The 15,448-nt window shown below is 70.8% G+C and carries 13 protein-coding genes; 7 read left to right on the top strand and 6 right to left on the bottom strand.

What is annotated here, in order from left to right; genetic code table 11:
- Nucleotides 1-44: 44 nt before the first annotated feature.
- The 4 genes from OG714_RS38105 to OG714_RS38090 all read right to left on the bottom strand — a co-directional run bounded on the left by OG714_RS38105 (nucleotide 45) and on the right by OG714_RS38090 (nucleotide 5,893).
- Nucleotides 45-2,072: a TerD family protein gene (locus tag OG714_RS38105; RefSeq protein ID WP_406127956.1), complete on the bottom strand. Its 2,028-nt coding sequence runs from the start codon at nucleotides 2,070-2,072 to the stop codon at nucleotides 45-47.
- A 50-nt stretch (nucleotides 2,073-2,122) separates the two neighbouring features.
- The gene (locus OG714_RS38100; protein ID WP_019060481.1) at nucleotides 2,123-2,701 is read right to left on the bottom strand and encodes a TerD family protein; all 579 of its coding nucleotides are present in this window, start codon (nucleotides 2,699-2,701) and stop codon (nucleotides 2,123-2,125) included.
- Nucleotides 2,702-2,859: 158 nt separating this feature from the next.
- Complete coding sequence (gene uvrB / locus OG714_RS38095) at nucleotides 2,860-4,989, bottom strand: excinuclease ABC subunit UvrB (protein WP_406127954.1); 2,130 nt, start codon at nucleotides 4,987-4,989, stop codon at nucleotides 2,860-2,862.
- A 40-nt stretch (nucleotides 4,990-5,029) separates the two neighbouring features.
- Nucleotides 5,030-5,893, bottom strand: coding sequence for an MHYT domain-containing protein (locus OG714_RS38090; RefSeq protein WP_406127952.1), 864 nt, complete (start codon nucleotides 5,891-5,893; stop codon nucleotides 5,030-5,032).
- A 279-nt stretch (nucleotides 5,894-6,172) separates the two neighbouring features.
- Here OG714_RS38090 and OG714_RS38085 point away from each other — a divergent pair, with 279 nt between their 5' ends.
- The 6 genes from OG714_RS38085 to OG714_RS38060 all read left to right on the top strand — a co-directional run bounded on the left by OG714_RS38085 (nucleotide 6,173) and on the right by OG714_RS38060 (nucleotide 12,309).
- Nucleotides 6,173-7,048: a glycerophosphodiester phosphodiesterase gene (locus OG714_RS38085; RefSeq protein ID WP_406127951.1), complete on the top strand. Its 876-nt coding sequence runs from the start codon at nucleotides 6,173-6,175 to the stop codon at nucleotides 7,046-7,048.
- Between the two features lie 45 nt (nucleotides 7,049-7,093).
- Nucleotides 7,094-7,648 (top strand): methylated-DNA--[protein]-cysteine S-methyltransferase, encoded by a 555-nt coding sequence (locus OG714_RS38080; RefSeq protein ID WP_406127950.1) that lies wholly within the window; start codon nucleotides 7,094-7,096, stop codon nucleotides 7,646-7,648.
- Nucleotides 7,649-7,741: 93 nt separating this feature from the next.
- On the top strand, nucleotides 7,742-9,052 hold the full coding sequence (locus tag OG714_RS38075) for an MFS transporter (RefSeq protein WP_406132095.1): 1,311 nt from the start codon (nucleotides 7,742-7,744) through the stop codon (nucleotides 9,050-9,052).
- Nucleotides 9,053-9,118: 66 nt separating this feature from the next.
- Nucleotides 9,119-10,351: a formaldehyde dehydrogenase, glutathione-independent gene (gene fdhA / locus OG714_RS38070; RefSeq protein ID WP_406127949.1), complete on the top strand. Its 1,233-nt coding sequence runs from the start codon at nucleotides 9,119-9,121 to the stop codon at nucleotides 10,349-10,351.
- A 138-nt stretch (nucleotides 10,352-10,489) separates the two neighbouring features.
- Nucleotides 10,490-11,398, top strand: a complete 909-nt coding sequence (locus OG714_RS38065; protein WP_406127947.1) for a pseudouridine-5'-phosphate glycosidase — start codon at nucleotides 10,490-10,492, stop codon at nucleotides 11,396-11,398.
- The gene (locus OG714_RS38060; protein ID WP_406127946.1) at nucleotides 11,395-12,309 is read left to right on the top strand and encodes a carbohydrate kinase family protein; all 915 of its coding nucleotides are present in this window, start codon (nucleotides 11,395-11,397) and stop codon (nucleotides 12,307-12,309) included. Before OG714_RS38065 ends, OG714_RS38060 begins: the two co-directional genes overlap by 4 nt.
- Before the next feature lie 156 nt (nucleotides 12,310-12,465).
- On the opposite strand, the gene OG714_RS38055 is transcribed toward OG714_RS38060, so the two are convergent.
- On the bottom strand, nucleotides 12,466-13,260 hold the full coding sequence (locus tag OG714_RS38055; RefSeq protein WP_406127944.1) for a methyltransferase domain-containing protein: 795 nt from the start codon (nucleotides 13,258-13,260) through the stop codon (nucleotides 12,466-12,468).
- Between the two features lie 307 nt (nucleotides 13,261-13,567).
- Between OG714_RS38055 and corA the strand changes: the two genes are divergently transcribed.
- On the top strand, nucleotides 13,568-14,695 hold the full coding sequence (gene corA, locus OG714_RS38050; RefSeq protein ID WP_406127942.1) for a magnesium/cobalt transporter CorA: 1,128 nt from the start codon (nucleotides 13,568-13,570) through the stop codon (nucleotides 14,693-14,695).
- A 225-nt stretch (nucleotides 14,696-14,920) separates the two neighbouring features.
- Here corA and OG714_RS38045 read toward each other — a convergent pair whose 3' ends face one another.
- Nucleotides 14,921-15,349, bottom strand: coding sequence for a CBS domain-containing protein (locus tag OG714_RS38045; RefSeq protein WP_406127941.1), 429 nt, complete (start codon nucleotides 15,347-15,349; stop codon nucleotides 14,921-14,923).
- Nucleotides 15,350-15,448 lie beyond the last annotated feature (99 nt).

Genomic DNA, 15,448 nt, shown 5'->3' with positions numbered 1-15,448 from the left:
AAAGCCATTACCAAAGAAAGGATAAAAGCGCAGGTGGAGGCGCTTTACCTGTGCTTGGTGCGGGCTGTCGCGACCTCCGTCAGCACCTGCTGCAGCACCTGACTGCCTGGCGGCACGGGCGAGGGCTCGTACGTCCAGGCATGTCCGACCCACGGGTCGGCGAGGTGGTCGTCGGGCAGCGGGGTGAGTCGCATCAGCGAACGCCAGAGGGGGTCGAGCAACGGGCCGTAGCCCGCGGCGTCCTCGCGGTCCGCGACCATCATCAGATGGACGCCGACGCTCGGGCCCTCGTCGGCGAGATAGCGCAGCTGGGTCACGGCCCGGTCGTCGAAACCGTGCGGGAAGTCGTTGACGATCAGCAGTTGCTCGGCCGTGTCGAGACCGGGCGGCAGCGAGTCGGCGGCGCCGCCGCGCACCGCCATCTGCACCAGGTCCACCCGCTGCGTGAGCCGGGTCAGGACGTCCGCCACCCCGGCGGCGCCCACGGCGGGCGGCGCCGCGAGCACACCGGTGTGCACCAGCGGGACCAGTGCCTGTGCCGCCGAGCCGGCCGGGTCGATGACGTGTACGGCGAACTCGCCCGTCGGATAGACCGCGAGCAGCCGGGCCGCGTGCGCCACGGCCGTGTCCAGCGCGAGGCGCCGCAGCTCGTGGGAGTCGGTGAACGAGCCGTCGAGGGACTCCGCGCCACCGCTGTCGATCCACAGACCGCGCTCCAGCGGCAGCCGGACCAGCATCGGGATGCGCAGGTCGGGGCTCTCCGGAAGGTGGAGATCGCCGAGGCGCAGGGCCATGGGGATCTCCATCGGGACGCGGTAGCCGTGCCAGACGGGGTTGTCCCAGCCGGCGAACGCGAGCGGAAGCGCGGGTTCCACCACCTCGGATTCGGCGGCCAGCTGGGCGAGGTCCCGGTCGAGGGCCGCCCGTGCCTGGTCGACGAGTTGGGCGTGCTTGGCCTGGGCCGTCTCGCGGGCCGCGTCGCCCTGACCGCCGATCCGGCTGCGCGGGTCGGACAGGACCTGGTCGAGCTCCTTCTCCATGCGCGAGTCCGCGAAGTCGACCGCGCTGCGGTACGCGGCCATGGTGCGCGCCAGGTCCTCGAACATCCCCCACACCTGGTTGTACAGCCGCTCCTCCATCGACCACCCGGTCGCGTCCCCGGCAACGGGCCGCGCGGGCTCCCCGGGCGAAGCCGGCGCCGCGGTCGGCGCGGGCTGCGGGGGTGCCCCGGTCTGCCGACGCGGGTGGCTGTAGTCGATCGGACCGTCGGCGGCGGGGGCGACAGGCGGAGTGGTTACGGAGGGATCCGCGGGCGCGCCGCCACCGGGGTATCCGGACTGCGGCGCCACGGCCCCCGGGGTGCCCTGTGCCCCGTACGGAGACGTCGGCTGCGGTGCTACGGCTCCGGGGGCGCCCTGTGTCGTGGAGCCGCTCCCCTCGGGGCCGAGGGCCGGTGTGGCCGTCTGGCGGGTGCGGTCGCCGTCCGGGGTGCGCGGTGGGGGTGCGGCCACGGAGCGGGCGAGGCCTTGGGCCACCGCTTCGTTGATGCTGCCCGCGAGGTGCGAGGCCTGGGGCAGGCCCTGGTCGGTGAGGAGTTCGGCGAGGCCGCCCGCGTAGCCCTGGCCCACCGCGCGCACCTTCCAGGCGCCCTGCCTGCGGTACAACTCCAGGGCCACGACGGCGGATTCGGCGTCCAGGCCGGTGATCGTGTAGCTGGCGACCTCGGTTCCGTCGAGGCCTGTGACCGCGATGAAGGGCGCGGCCACGGCGCCGAAGCGGACGGGGCCGTCGCCGCCGAGGGGCAGGGCGAGCAGCACGCTGACGCGGTGCACGGCCTCCGGCATCGCGCCCAGGTCCACGGCGAGGCGATGGTCGGCGGCCGCCTGCTTGGACACCTCCAGGCCGGGCAGGGTGGGTGTGCCCGGGTGGGCCACCCACTCGACGCCGTGGATCCTGCCGCGCTCGTCGCCGAGCGTGGCGGCGGCCACGACCGGCTTGCCGGCCGCGACCCGGATCTCCAGGCGCACCTGGGAGAGCGGGTGGTTCTGCCCTCGCACCAGCTCGGCTGCCATCGCTCTCGTCCCCCTGCTCAGCCGTGTCGTGTCGTGTGCGCCGGGCCGCCCTACAGGTGCGGCAGGATCGCCGGCATCAGGTCCTGGAAGGTGCGGCCGTTGGTCGGCGTACCGAGGGCCGTCAGTGTCCAGCCCGAGCCGGAGCGGTGCACCTTCGCCATGATCTGGGCCGTGTACTGGCCGCCGCCCGCCAGCGTGTAGCGGGCCAGCTCCTGGCCGTTGGTCTCGTCGACCAGGCGGCAGAACGCGTTCTGCACCTCCTGGAAGGTCTGGCCCGTGAAGGAGTTGACGGTGAAGACGATCTGGTCGATGTGGACCGGCACGCGCGCGAGGTCGACGAGGATCGCCTCGTCGTCCCCGCCCTGGCCGACGCCGCCGACGAGGTTGTCCCCGGTGTGGCGCACGGAGCCGTCGTCGCTCACCAGGTGGCGGAAGAACACCACGTCGACCGGCTGCTTGTCCGCGAAGAGCACGGCGGACGCGTCGAGGTCGATCTCCCGGGTGCGCGAGCCGAACAGGCCGCGCCGGGGAGCCGCTTGCCAGCCGAGACCCATGCGCACCGCGGTCAGGCCGGTCCCGTCGTTCTTCTGCAGACTGATGGCCTGACCCTTGGTCATGTTGACGGTCACGGCTGTTCCCCTCTCGAACTGTCCCCTGTTGCCGCGGAATCCGCGGATGTCCAGAACCCTACGCAGCGCCACTGACCGTGCCGAACCCCGCATCGGAATTTGTGTCGGTCTTGCAACACAGAGCGCATACCCCGAGGTCCGGCGGTCCATCCGGGCGGTCAGGCCAGGCCGCCCTCCTTCATCTGCCGCAGTTCCTTCTTCATCTCGTGGACCTCGTCGCGCAGCCGGGCCGCGACCTCGAACTGCAGGTCAGCGGCGGCGGCACGCATGCGTGCCGTCATCTCCTCGATCTGCTCGGCGAGTTCGGCCGCGGGACGGTCGGTTGGCACCGCGTCCTTGGCCCTGCCCTTGGCCGCCTTCGCGGCCTTGCCGCCGAGCGCGGGCACGGGGGCCTTGGCACCCTTGCCGTCCTTGCTCTTGCGGTAGCCCGAGCCGAGCAGCTGCTCCGTGTCGACGTCCTCGCGGGCGATCTGCGCGACGATGTCGTTGATCTTCTTGCGGAGCGGCTGGGGGTCGATGCCGCGCTCCGTGTTGTACGCGACCTGCTTCTCCCGGCGGCGGTTGGTCTCCTCGATGGCCTTCTCCATCGCCGGGGTGATCCGGTCGGCGTACATGTGGACCTGGCCGGAGACGTTGCGCGCCGCGCGGCCGATGGTCTGGATCAGGGAGGTGCCGGAGCGCAGGAAGCCTTCCTTGTCGGCGTCCAGGATGGCCACCAGGGACACCTCGGGCAGGTCGAGGCCCTCCCGGAGGAGGTTGATGCCCACCAGGACGTCGAACTCGCCGGAGCGCAGCTCGCGCAGCAGCTCGATGCGGCGCAGGGTGTCGACGTCGCTGTGCAGGTAGCGGACCTGGATGCCGAGTTCGAGGAAGTAGTCGGTGAGGTCCTCGGCCATCTTCTTGGTGAGCGTGGTGACCAGGACGCGCTCGTCCTTCTCGGTGCGCTTGCGGATCTCGTGCACCAGGTCGTCGATCTGGCCCTCGGTGGGCTTGACGACGACCTCGGGGTCGATGAGTCCGGTGGGGCGGATGATCTGCTCGACGGCGCCGTCCGCGCGCGAGAGTTCGTACTTGCCCGGGGTCGCCGACAGGTAGACCGTCTGTCCGATGCGCTTCTGGAACTCCTCCCACTTCAGGGGGCGGTTGTCCAGGGCGGAGGGCAGCCGGAAGCCGTGGTCGACGAGGGTGCGCTTGCGGGAGGCGTCGCCCTCGTACATGGCGCCGATCTGCGGGACCGTGTTGTGCGACTCGTCGATGACGAGCAGGAAGTCTTCCGGGAAGTAGTCGATCAGGGTGTTCGGCGCGGAGCCGGGCTCGCGGCCGTCGAAGTGCATCGAGTAGTTCTCGACGCCGGAGCAGGAGCCGATCTGGCGGAGCATCTCCAGGTCGTACGTGGTCCGCATGCGCAGGCGCTGAGCCTCCAGGAGCTTGCCCTGCTTCTCCATCTCGGCCAGCCGCTCGGCGAGTTCCTTCTCGATGTCGTTGACGGCCCGCTCCATGCGCTCGGGGCCGGCGATGTAGTGGGAGGCCGGGAAGACGTAGAGGTGCTCGTCCTCGCTGATGATCTCGCCGGTGAGCGGGTGGAGGGTGGAGAGCGCCTCGATCTCGTCGCCGAACATCTCGATGCGGACGGCCAGTTCCTCGTAGACCGGAAAGATCTCGATGGTGTCGCCGCGGACGCGGAAGGTGCCGCGGCTGAAGGCCACGTCGTTGCGCGTGTACTGGATGTCCACGAAGCGGCGCAGCAGCTGGTCGCGGTCGATCTCGTCGCCGACCTTGAGGGGGACCATGCGGTCCACATACTCCTGCGGAGTACCGAGGCCGTAGATGCAGGAGACGGAGGCGACCACGATGACGTCGCGGCGGGTGAGCAGCGAGTTGGTCGCGGAGTGGCGGAGGCGCTCGACCTCCTCGTTGACCGAGGAGTCCTTCTCGATGTAGGTGTCCGACTGCGGGACGTAGGCCTCGGGCTGGTAGTAGTCGTAGTACGAGACGAAGTACTCGACCGCGTTGTTCGGCAGGAGTTCGCGGAACTCGTTGGCCAGCTGGGCGGCCAGGGTCTTGTTCGGCGCCATCACGAGGGTGGGGCGCTGAAGCTTCTCGATCATCCACGCGGTGGTGGCGGACTTGCCGGTGCCGGTCGCGCCCAGCAGCACGACGTCCTTCTCACCTGCCTCGACGCGTCGGGCCAGCTCGGCGATGGCCGCCGGCTGGTCGCCGCTGGGCTGGTAGGAACTGACGACCTCGAAGGGCGCCACCGTGCGTTCGATGTGGGAAACGGGCCGCATGGAACCAACCGTACGACCCACCACTGACAACGGGGTCGGATCAGCGGTTCTGCGGGGTGCGGGAGCGGCGGTGTCCGAGCTCGCGGGCGGGTCGGACGGGGGCGCGCCGGGGGTGCGGGACGACGGTGCCGGCCGGGACGCCGGGCTTGTGCTCGACGGGCGTCCGGGCGGGCTTTCCCATGACCATCAGCGGGTCGAACATCACGACGACGCCGGCCAGGAGGAGGAAGGCGAGGGGGCCGATCATCATGGGCGCGAGCAGGGACGCGGCCGACACGCCGTCGGTGGTCGCGGTGGTGCCGTGGACGTGGATGCTGAGGGCGGCCATGCCGGTGTAGTGCATGCCCGCGACGGCGAGCCCCATGACGAGGCTCGCGCCGACGCTCCACAGGAACCCGCGGACCTGTCCGGCCGCCCAGAGAGCGGTGATCGCGGCCACGACCGCTATGACGACGGACGCGGCGACGGTGAACGTGTTGTATTCGAGCTTTCCGTTGAGGCGCATGCCGGCCATGCCCAGGTAGTGCATCGAGGCGATGCCCAGGCCGGTGAGGGTGCCGCCGGTGAAGAGCGCCGTCCCGCGGGGTCCCCTGTAGCCGACGATGAAGATCCCGACGCCCACCATGACAATGGCGACGGCGAGGCTCGCGAACGTCATCGGTTTGTCGTAGTGGACCGGTGTCTGGCGGACCGAGAAACCCATCATCGCGATGAAGTGCATCGTCCATATGCCGGAACCGATCGCCGCCGATCCCAGGGCGAGCCATCCGGGCCGCCAGGACTGGGTCACGAGCATCGATCTGGTGGTGCAGCGCAGGCCGAGGGCGCCGCCGAGGCACGCCATGAGGTAGGCCACCAGCGGTGTGACGAGTCCGTAGCTGAATCCGTCGACCGTGCCCTGCATGCGCAGTTACCCTTCCGCCCTGTTCTGTCCCCGGAACCCCTGAAACGCGCCCAGCCCCAGGACCGCGGGAACGGTCAGGGTCGACGCAGAGAGTATGACCCCCACCGGAATGGTCGAACGATTTTCCGGCAAAGAAACACGGCCCTGCCCCAGTTGTGCGGCACCGGTGAGCGGACTTGGGCAACTCCATTCATTCTGTGTCCATCCTGTACCCCACGGGTAGTGACGTTCCGCTGTCACTCTTGAGCTGTATGTGATCGCTCGATGCGAGGAGTACGCATGCACCTGCGCGCAGTTGCCGCCTCGACCACCGCGCTCCTGGGGGCCGCCGCCCTTCTGCTCCCCTCCCCCACCGCCCGGGCCGGGGCCGCCACCGAGTGGCCCACGGTCGTGGCGCACCGGGGCGCGTCCTCCTATGCGCCCGAAAACACCCTGGCCTCCATCGACAAGGCGGCTCAGCTCGGCTTCCAGTGGGTCGAGAACGACGTCCAGCGCACCAAGGACGGCGAGCTCGTCGTCATCCACGACGACAGCCTGAAGCGCACCACCGACGTCCAGAAGGTGTTCCCCCATCGAGCTCCCTGGAAGGTGAAGGACTTCACCGCCGCCGAGATCGCGCGCCTCGACGCGGGAAGCTGGTTCGGCCCCGCGTTCACAGGCACGCGCGTGCCCACGCTCACGCAGTACATGCGCGAGGTGGAGCACAACCACGAGAGCCTGCTCCTGGAGATCAAGAACCCGGAGCTGTACCCCGGCATCGAGCAGCAGACCCTCAAGCTGCTGGGCAACGAGGGGTGGCTGGACGAGGGGCACCTCGACGACCGGCTGATCGTGCAGAGCTTCAGCGCGGACAGCATCCGCATCGTGCACGACCTGAAGCCCGCCATCAGGACCGGCTTCCTCGGCACACCCGCCGTGTCCGCCCTGCACGAGTACGCCGCCTTCACCGACCTGATCAACCCGTCGTACGGCTCGATCTCCATGGGCTACGTCTCCGCCGTGCACGGGCACACGGGCCCGCACGGCATTCCGATGGAGGTGTACGCCTGGACCGTCGACGACGCGCCCACGGCGTGGAAGGTCGCCGGGTACGGCGTGGACGGGCTCATCACGAACAAGCCGGACGTGGTGCGGTCCGCGCTGAACGGGTTCTGAGGCCGCTCGCGGGGCGTTGTCAGTGCCGGGTCGTACGGTGGGCGCATGGACAGCCATGGGCAGAACGAGCAGCGCGTCGTGTGGACCGTCGTCGGCACCGACATCGGTCCCCTGCTGCTGGCCGCGACACAGGACGGCTTGGTCAACGTCGTGTTCCACGCCACGGACGCGGTGCGCGACAAGACCCTCGACCGACTGGCGTCCCGGCTGGGCACGGAGCCGGTCGAGGAGCCCGACTCCCCCTTGCTGGCCGAGGCGATACGTCAGATCGAGGCCTACTTCGCCGGTGATCGGCGCGCCTTCGAGCTGCCGCTCGACTGGTCCCTGATCTCCGGCTTCAACCGGCAGGTGCTGCGCGAGCTGGCGTCCGGTGTGCGGTACGGCTCGGTCGTCGGGTACGGCGATCTGGCCGGGCGGGTCGGGCAGCCGCTCGCGGCCCAGGCGGTGGGGGTGGCGATGGGGTCCAATCCGCTGCCGGTCGTCGTGCCGTGCCATCGGGTCGTCGAGAGTGACGGCGGCATCGGCGGGTTCGGGGGCGGCCTGGAGACGAAGAGGAAGCTGCTGGCACTGGAGGGGGTGCTGCCCGAGCCGTTGTTCTGAGGGCTCGGGCGGACCGGGAATCAGGGGGGATGTTGTGCTGGTGAGGACCGGCTTCACGTGCGCGTGCGCCAACGGCGGTACCGGGTGCGCGCGGTGAGCGCCGTCGAGGGGCGGGACGCGGTGCCCGTCACGGCCGACCGGCTGCCCGCGCTACGGCGCCGGGTGTCCGGCGTGCTGATCACGACCCAGATCCTGGGCGGACTCGGCGTCGCCACCGGGATCGCGCTGGCCGCCGTACTGGCCAAGCAGGTCAGTGGGACCGAGTCGCTGTCCGGGCTGGCGCCCACGGCGACCGTGACGGGCACGGCGGTGCTGTCGATGCCGTTCGCCGCACTGATGACGGCGCGTGGTCGGCGTCCCGGGCTGGTCCTCGGGTATCTGGTCGGGGCGCTGGGAGCCGGTGTCGTGGTGCTCGCGGCGAGCATCGGGAGCTTTCCGCTGCTGCTGTGCGGCATGGCCGGATTCGGGGCGGCCTCGTCGGCGAATCTGCAGTCCCGGTTCGCGGCGGCCGATCTGGCCGAGCCGGAGCAGCGGGCCCGGGCCATCTCCCATGTCGTGTGGGCGACGACCATAGGGGCGGTCCTCGGACCCAACATCGCCGCGCCCGCGGGCCGTAGCGTCTCGGGGCTCGGGATACCCGCGGCGGCCGGCCCCTTCCTGTGGGCGGGCGGGATCTTCCTGGTCGCCGCGGTCGTGGTCGCCGTACTGCTGCGGCCCGATCCGTTGTTGACGGCGCGGGCGCTCGCGCCGGACGAGGACCGGTCGCCCGCCGCGCGGTCGCTGCGGGCCGGGTTCGCGGCGGTGGCGGCCTCGCCGCGGGCGCGACTGGCGCTGGTGACGGTGGCCGTGTCGCACACGGCGATGGTGTCGGTGATGGCGATGACGCCGGTCGAGCTGGGCCATCACGGGGCGAGCATCGATCTGGTCGGGCTGGTGATCAGCGGGCACATCGCGGGGATGTACGCCTTCTCGCCGCTGATGGGAAGGCTGTCCGACCGGGTCGGGCGGCTGTCCGGGATAGGGCTCGCGGTGGGGCTGCTGGCCTGTGCCGCGTTCATCGCCGGTACGGCGGGCGGGAGTCACGGGCGGATCGCGCTGGGGCTGTTCGTGCTGGGCCTGGGCTGGTCGGCGGGGCTCGTCTCCGGCTCGGCGCTGCTCACGGACTCGGTGACCCAGCCCGCGCGTGCCGCCGCGCAGGGCCTGTCCGACCTCACCATGAACACCTCGGCGGGCATCGGCGGGGCGGTGGCCGGGCTGGTGGTCGCGGAGGCGAGCTACGGCTGGCTGAACCTCGCCGCCGCCTGCCTGCTGATACCCCTGGCCGCGCTGGCCCTGCTCACCCGTTCCCGGAAGATCCCGGTTTCCGATGTCCCGCGAAGGGTGGCCGGGAGGCCGAGCCGGTAGCAGACTCCGCCGTGCGCACAGCCACTGGCATCCGGGGGATCGGAGCCGAAGGGACGGCGAACACGCATGAGTGGAAGCGGAAACAGGGCAGTCGCGTATCTCAAGCCGGGAGCGGTCGACGTCAGGACCATCGACTACCCGACGCTTGAACTGCAGGACGGGCCGGGAGTCGCCCCCGCCAACGTCGGCCGAAAGGTCCGGCACGGGGTGATCCTGAAGGTGCTCGCCAGCAACATCTGCGGCAGTGACCAGCACATGGTGCGCGGTCGGACGACCGCGCCCGAGGGGCTGGTCCTCGGACACGAGATCACCGGAGAGGTCGTCGAACGGGGTCCGGACGTCGAGTTCATCGACGTGGGCGACATCGTCTCCGTACCGTTCAACATCGCCTGCGGGCGGTGCCGCAACTGCAAGGAACGCAAGACGGGCATCTGCCTGAACGTCAACCCGGCCCGCCCCGGGGCGGCTTACGGCTATGTCGACATGGGCGGCTGGGTCGGCGGTCAGGCGGAGTACGCCATGGTCCCGTACGCGGACTTCAACCTGCTGAAGTTCCCGGACCGGGACGAGGCACGCGAGAAGCTGCTCGATCTGACCATGCTGTCGGACATCTTCCCGACCGGTTTCCACGGCGCGGTCACCGCGGGCGCCGGGGTCGGGTCCACGGTGTACGTCGCCGGGGCCGGTCCGGTCGGTCTGGCGGCTGCCGCGTCGGCGCAGCTGCTGGGCGCCGCGGTCGTCATCGTCGGCGATCTGAACGCCGAACGCCTGGGCCAGGCGAGGAGTTTCGGCTGCGAGACCGTCGACGTCTCGCGCGGCGACATCGGGGAGCAGATCGCCGAGATCCTCGGCGAACCCGAGGTGGACGCAGCGGTCGACGCGGTCGGCTTCGAGGCACGGGCGCACGGCCCGGACGCCCCGGAGGCGCCGGCGACGGTCCTCAACTCGCTGATGGGCATCACGCGCGCGGGCGGTGCCCTGGGCATCCCCGGGCTGTACGTCACCGCCGACCCCGGCGGGGTCGACGAGGACGCGAAGAGCGGCACCCTGAAGGTGCGGCTCGGCCTCGGGTGGGCCAAGAGCCACGGGTTCACGACCGGTCAGTGTCCGGTGATGACGTACCACCGGAGTCTGATGATGGCGATCCTGCACGGGCGCGTGCACATCGCCAAGGCGGTCAACGCGACCCCGATCGCGCTGGAGGACGCACCGCGCGGCTACGCCGAGTTCGACCAGGGCGCCAGCCGCAAGTACGTGCTCGATCCGCACGGGACGCTGGCGGGTGTGAGCCCGGTCTGACACACGGAGAAGGGGGGCCACGCACGCGTGGCCCCCTTTTTCCACGTCGCCCGCTGGTGGTGTCCCCCACAGTCCGCGAGGGTTTGACCAGGCCCGGCACCCGCCAGGGATGAGGGAAGACCGAACGACAGGAGGCGCGTGGTGCTGGTGGTGTCCGAGGAAGTACGCGAGGCGATCGACGCGCGTCGACCCGTGGTGGCCCTGGAGTCGACGATCATCGCGCACGGGCTGCCGCGCCCGCGCAATCTGCAGGTGGCGCTGGAGCTGGAGGCGGCGGTACTCCAGGAGGGCGCCGTACCCGCGACGATCGCCGTGCTGGACGGGCGGCCCCATGTCGGGCTGGACAAGGAGCAGTTGGAGCGGGTCGCCAACGAGGACGGCATCCGCAAGCTGGGCCACCGCGACCTGCCGCTCGCGGTGGCGGCGGGGGCCAGCGGGGCGACCACGGTGTCGGCGACGGCGCTGCTGGCGGCACGGGCGGGCATCCGGGTGTTCGCGACCGGGGGGCTCGGCGGGGTGCACCGGGAGTGGACGGTGACCCAGGACGAGTCCGCCGACCTGGGGCTGCTGGCGTCCACCCGGATCACGGTGGTGTGCGCGGGCGTGAAGTCGATCCTGGATGTGCCGGCGACCTTGCAACGTCTGGAGACGCTGGGCGTGGCGGTCGCCGGGTACGGCACGGACCGCTTCCCCGGCTTCTATCTCTCCGACTCGGGCTACCCCGTGGAGTGGACGCTGGAGACCCCCGAGCAGGTCGCGGCCGTGATGCGGGCGCAGGACGCGTTCGACGCTCCGGAGTCGACGCTGATCGTCGCCAACCCCGTGCCCGAGGACGAGCAGTTGGATCCCGCGCTGCACGCGCGTGTGCTCGCCGACGCGCTGCACGCGTGCGAGGCGGAGGGAGTCACCGGGCAGGCGGTCACGCCGTTCCTGCTCGGCTACCTCGTGGAGCACACCGACGGGGCCTCGCTGAACGCCAACCTGGCGGCCGTACGCGGCAACGTACGGCTGGCGGGGCGGATCGCGGCGGCCTGGGCCGAGGCGTGACACCGGAGCCGAACGGCGCGCTCCTGGTCGTCGGGGACGTCGTCACGGACGTCGTCGCCCGGCACCGGGGGCCGCTCGCCCCGGGCACCGACACCGCCGCCGCGATCCGCACCTTGCCGGGCGGCGCGGGCGCCAACGTGGCGTGCTGGGCGGCCCATTGGGGCTGTACGGACGTACGGCTGCTCGGTCGGGTGGGTGCGGACTCGGCGGCGTGGCACGAGCGGGAGTTGGTCGCCTCCGGGGTGCGGCCCCGGCTCGTGGTCGATCCGGAGGCTGCCACCGCGACGGTGATCTGTCTGGTCGACACGGGGGCTTCGGCCGAGCGGACGCTCGTCACCGACAGTGGAGCGGCCCTACGGCTCGGCCCCGAGGACTGGTCGGACTCGCTGCTGGACGGTGTCGTACGGCTGCATCTGTCGGGCTATCTGCTGTTCTCCGAGCCGGGCCGGGCGTTGGCGGGCGTGGCGGTGGAATCGGCACGCGCGCGTGGGGTGCAGGTGAGTCTGGATCCGGCGTCGGCGGGGTTCCTGGTGGAGCTGGGCGTGGACCGTTTCCTGACGCTCGTCGAGGGCGTCGACGTACTGCTGCCGAGCCGGGACGAGGCGTGCCTGCTCACGGGGTTGCCCGATCCGGCGGACGCGGCGGCCAAGTTGAGCCGCCATGTCCCCCTCGTGATCACCAAACAGGGCGCCGAGGGAGCCCTCGTCGCCCGTTCCGGCACGGTCCACGCACGCGTACCTGCCGTGCCGGCCGTTCCCCAGGACACCACGGGCGCGGGGGACGCCTTCACGGGCGCGTTCCTCGCGACGCTGCTGGCGGGCGCCGAGCCGGAGGAGGCGGCGCGGGAGGGATGCCGGGCGGGGGCCCGGGCGGTGGAGCGGGTGGGAGGACGGCCACCGGTACGGGAGTGAGGGGGCTCGCGTCGGGCCTCCGGTCAACTGCGTTGGCCGGAGGGGGAGTTGTACGGGGAGGGCGGTCGCTGGTGTTGGACGGCGACTCCCAGGCCCGGCATCAGCACCGAACCCGGCCCCGCCCGCCGAAAACCCATCACAACTCCCGCCCCCGGACTACGCCTTCCGCCCCCACGCCGAGATCATCGGAGCCGTCGCCAGGTCCATCGTGCCGGAGGCGACGTTGGCCAGGTGGCGGTCGATGTCCTCGTCCGTGGCCAGGCCCGCGGTGACCAGCTGGCCGCGGATCTGGCGGACCGTGGCGGACTCCAGGGCGGCGCAGGCCGGTGAGGTGACCGGGAAGTACGCGTCGGCCTCCACCCGGCGCAGGCCCGCCTCGCGGAGCAGGCGCGGGAGTCGGCGGCCGTAGGAGAGGTCGGCGCCCCGGTCGGCGAGGAGCTTGCGGAAGCCGTGGCGGAGGCGGTTCGCGAGTTGTTGCTCGGGGCCGTGTTCGTCGGGGCAGAGCAGGGGCTGGAGGGCGGGGTCGGCGTCCTCGATCAGGAGGCGTCCGCCGGAGCGCAGGGACTTGATCATCGAGCGCAACGCCCGTTCCCGGTCCGGCACATGGACGAGGACGAGCCGGGCGTGCACGAGGTCGAAGCCCTCCCCCGGCGGTTCCTCGGCGCCCACGTCATGGACGCGCACCTCGATCGGCGGGCGGGCGGCCGAGGCGACCTGTGAGGTGTCGATGTCGGTCGCGACGACCTTCCCGGTCGGGCCGACCTTCTTGGCCAGCCAGGACACCACCGACGTACCGCCGACGCCGACCTCCCAGACGCGCCAGCCGGGTCCGACGCCGAACCCCTCCAGGTGCCGGAACGTGGTGGGGTCGAAGAGGGTGGCGAAGGCGTCGAAGCGCTGTCCCGCCTCGGACTGCCGGTTGTCGAGGAGATACCCGTCGGATCGCGTCATGCCGCGATCATCCCAGTTGCCCCGCTTGTCGACAGGGGGCGACGCTCCGGTTGTCGGGAGGGGCGAGGCTCCGCGTGCCGGGAGGGGCGGAGGTCCGGTTGTCAGGTGGGCGAAGCCTCGCTTGTCAGGAGGGCGAAGCCTCGGTCCACCGCGCCCTCGCCACGACCGTGCACCGGTTCGTCCACAGCCGGGAACAAAGCGGAGGATTCCGTTCCCACAGGCTTACCCACGGCTCATGTCGGCCTGGCAAACTGGCACGCCAAGGCGCAGAAATGCGATGCGAGGGGATCCACGCAAGGAGAGCCGGATGTCCATGGCAGGGAATCTTCGGAAGGTCACGGGCCTCGGCAGGGTCGGCGGCCTCCGCAAGGTGGCACGGCTGGCCCGGCGGCGCCCGCGGGTCGACCTGAGCCACCATGCCCGGTCACCGCTGGGCTCCTCGGTGGTGAAGTGCGTCACGTACCAGGACGGCGCCCGCGTCCCCGTCGCCGGCGACCTGGTGGACACCGTCGAGCGGGTGCGCAAGAAGGACGACGGCTTCGTCTGGCTCGGCCTGCACGAGCCGACGAACGAGGAGTTCGCGGGCATCGCCGAGCTCTTCGACCTGCACCCGCTGGCGGTCGAGGACGCGATCGAGGCCCATCAGCGCCCCAAGGTGGAGCGCTACGGCGAGACACTGTTCGCGGTGTTCAAGACGGTCTGCTACGTCGAGCACGAGAAGCTGACCGCGACGAGCGAGGTCGTGGACACCGGCGAGATCATGGTGTTCGTCGGCGCCGACTTCGTCATCACCGTGCGGCACGGACGGCACGGCTCGCTGGGGCCGCTGCGCGAGGAGTTGGAGTCGAACCCGCGGCAGCTCGCCAAGGGACCGGCCGCGGTGCTGCACGCGATCGCGGACCACGTGGTCGACGACTACCTGAGCGTCACGGACTCCGTACAGGCGGACATCGACCAGGTGGAGACGGACGTGTTCGCGGAGAACGGCGCGCGGGCCGACCCCGGCCGTATCTACCAGCTCAAGCGTGAACTCCTGGAGCTGAAGCGGGCGGTCGTCCCCCTCAGTCGACCGCTGGAGGAGCTCGCCACCCGGCCGATGCGGGTGATCGGACCGGAGATACAGGCCTACTTCCGGGACGTCTCCGACCATCTGCTGCGCGCGAAGGAGCAGATCGCGTCCTTCGACGAACTGCTCAACTCGATTCTCCAGGCGCACCTCGCCCAGGTGACGGTCGCGCAGAACGAGGACATGCGGAAGATCACGGCGTGGGCCGCGGTGATCGCCGTACCGACGATGGTGTGCGGTGTGTACGGCATGAACTTCGACCACATGCCGGAGCTGCACTGGCGGTACGGCTATCCGCTGGTCATCGGCGTGATAACCGCGGCCTGTCTGGTGCTGTACCGGGGGTTCCGGCGCAACGGCTGGCTCTGAGCGGCAGCCGCTGGACCGGAACCGTCCGGTGGTTTCGACGGCCGGAAGTGCCGGGATCCGTCCGGTGGTTCTGCGTTCGTACCGTCCGGTGGTTCGGCGCCCGGAAGCTTCCGGACCGTCCAGCTGGTTCAGCGTCTGGACAGTCCGGATGGTTCAACGCACGGACCGTCCGGTGGTTCAACGCACGGACCGTCCGGTGGTTCAGCGCACGGACAGTTCGGTGGTTCAGCGCATGCCGCTCCGGGCGTAGACGCTCTCGACCCAGCCGGCGAGCTGCTCCTCCGTCAGGTGCTGGGCCAGGTCGGCCTCGCTGATCATGCCGACGAGGCGTTTGTTCTCGATGACGGGAAGCCGGCGGATCTGGTGTCCCTGCATCTCCTGGAGCACCTCGCCGACATCGGCGCCGGAGTCGATCCAGCGGGGTGTGCCCTGGGCCATCTCGCCGGCGGTGACCTTGGCCGGGTCGTGGCCCATGGCCACACAGCCGACGACGATGTCCCGGTCGGTGAGGATGCCGCAGAGCCGTTCGTTCTCGTCGCTGATGGGCAGGGCTCCGACGCCCAGTTCGCGCATCAGCTGGGCGGCGCGGTCCAGGGTTTCGTGCGCGGGGATCCACTGGGCGCCCCGGTGCATGATGTCTCCGGCGGTGGTCATGAAGTACCTCCCGGTGCCGGACGGCCGGCGCGGCACAGAACGTTCCGCTAGTCCCGGCGCCCTACATTCTCGCCGCGCGGGCGGGTGAACGCACCCGGA

This window comes from Streptomyces sp. NBC_00989, assembly GCF_045162655.1.
GTDB lineage: Bacteria > Actinomycetota > Actinomycetes > Streptomycetales > Streptomycetaceae > Streptomyces.
Note: the sequence above shows the minus strand (reverse complement) of the source record. Positions and strands in the feature narration are given on the sequence as shown.

Bases quoted from the DNA above. Each gene is read 5' to 3' on its own strand.
- corA (WP_406127942.1), top strand. From the start codon at position 13,568: ATGTCCATGGCAGGGAATCTTCGGAAGGTCACGGGCCTCGGCAGGGTC.
- OG714_RS38105 (WP_406127956.1), bottom strand. From the start codon at position 2,072: ATGGCAGCCGAGCTGGTGCGAGGGCAGAACCACCCGCTCTCCCAGGTG.
- OG714_RS38055 (WP_406127944.1), bottom strand. From the start codon at position 13,260: ATGACGCGATCCGACGGGTATCTCCTCGACAACCGGCAGTCCGAGGCG.
- OG714_RS38090 (WP_406127952.1), bottom strand. From the start codon at position 5,893: ATGCAGGGCACGGTCGACGGATTCAGCTACGGACTCGTCACACCGCTG.
- OG714_RS38080 (WP_406127950.1), top strand. From the start codon at position 7,094: ATGGACAGCCATGGGCAGAACGAGCAGCGCGTCGTGTGGACCGTCGTC.
- uvrB (WP_406127954.1), bottom strand. From the start codon at position 4,989: ATGCGGCCCGTTTCCCACATCGAACGCACGGTGGCGCCCTTCGAGGTC.
- fdhA (WP_406127949.1), top strand. From the start codon at position 9,119: ATGAGTGGAAGCGGAAACAGGGCAGTCGCGTATCTCAAGCCGGGAGCG.
- OG714_RS38085 (WP_406127951.1), top strand. From the start codon at position 6,173: ATGCACCTGCGCGCAGTTGCCGCCTCGACCACCGCGCTCCTGGGGGCC.
- OG714_RS38045 (WP_406127941.1), bottom strand. From the start codon at position 15,349: ATGACCACCGCCGGAGACATCATGCACCGGGGCGCCCAGTGGATCCCC.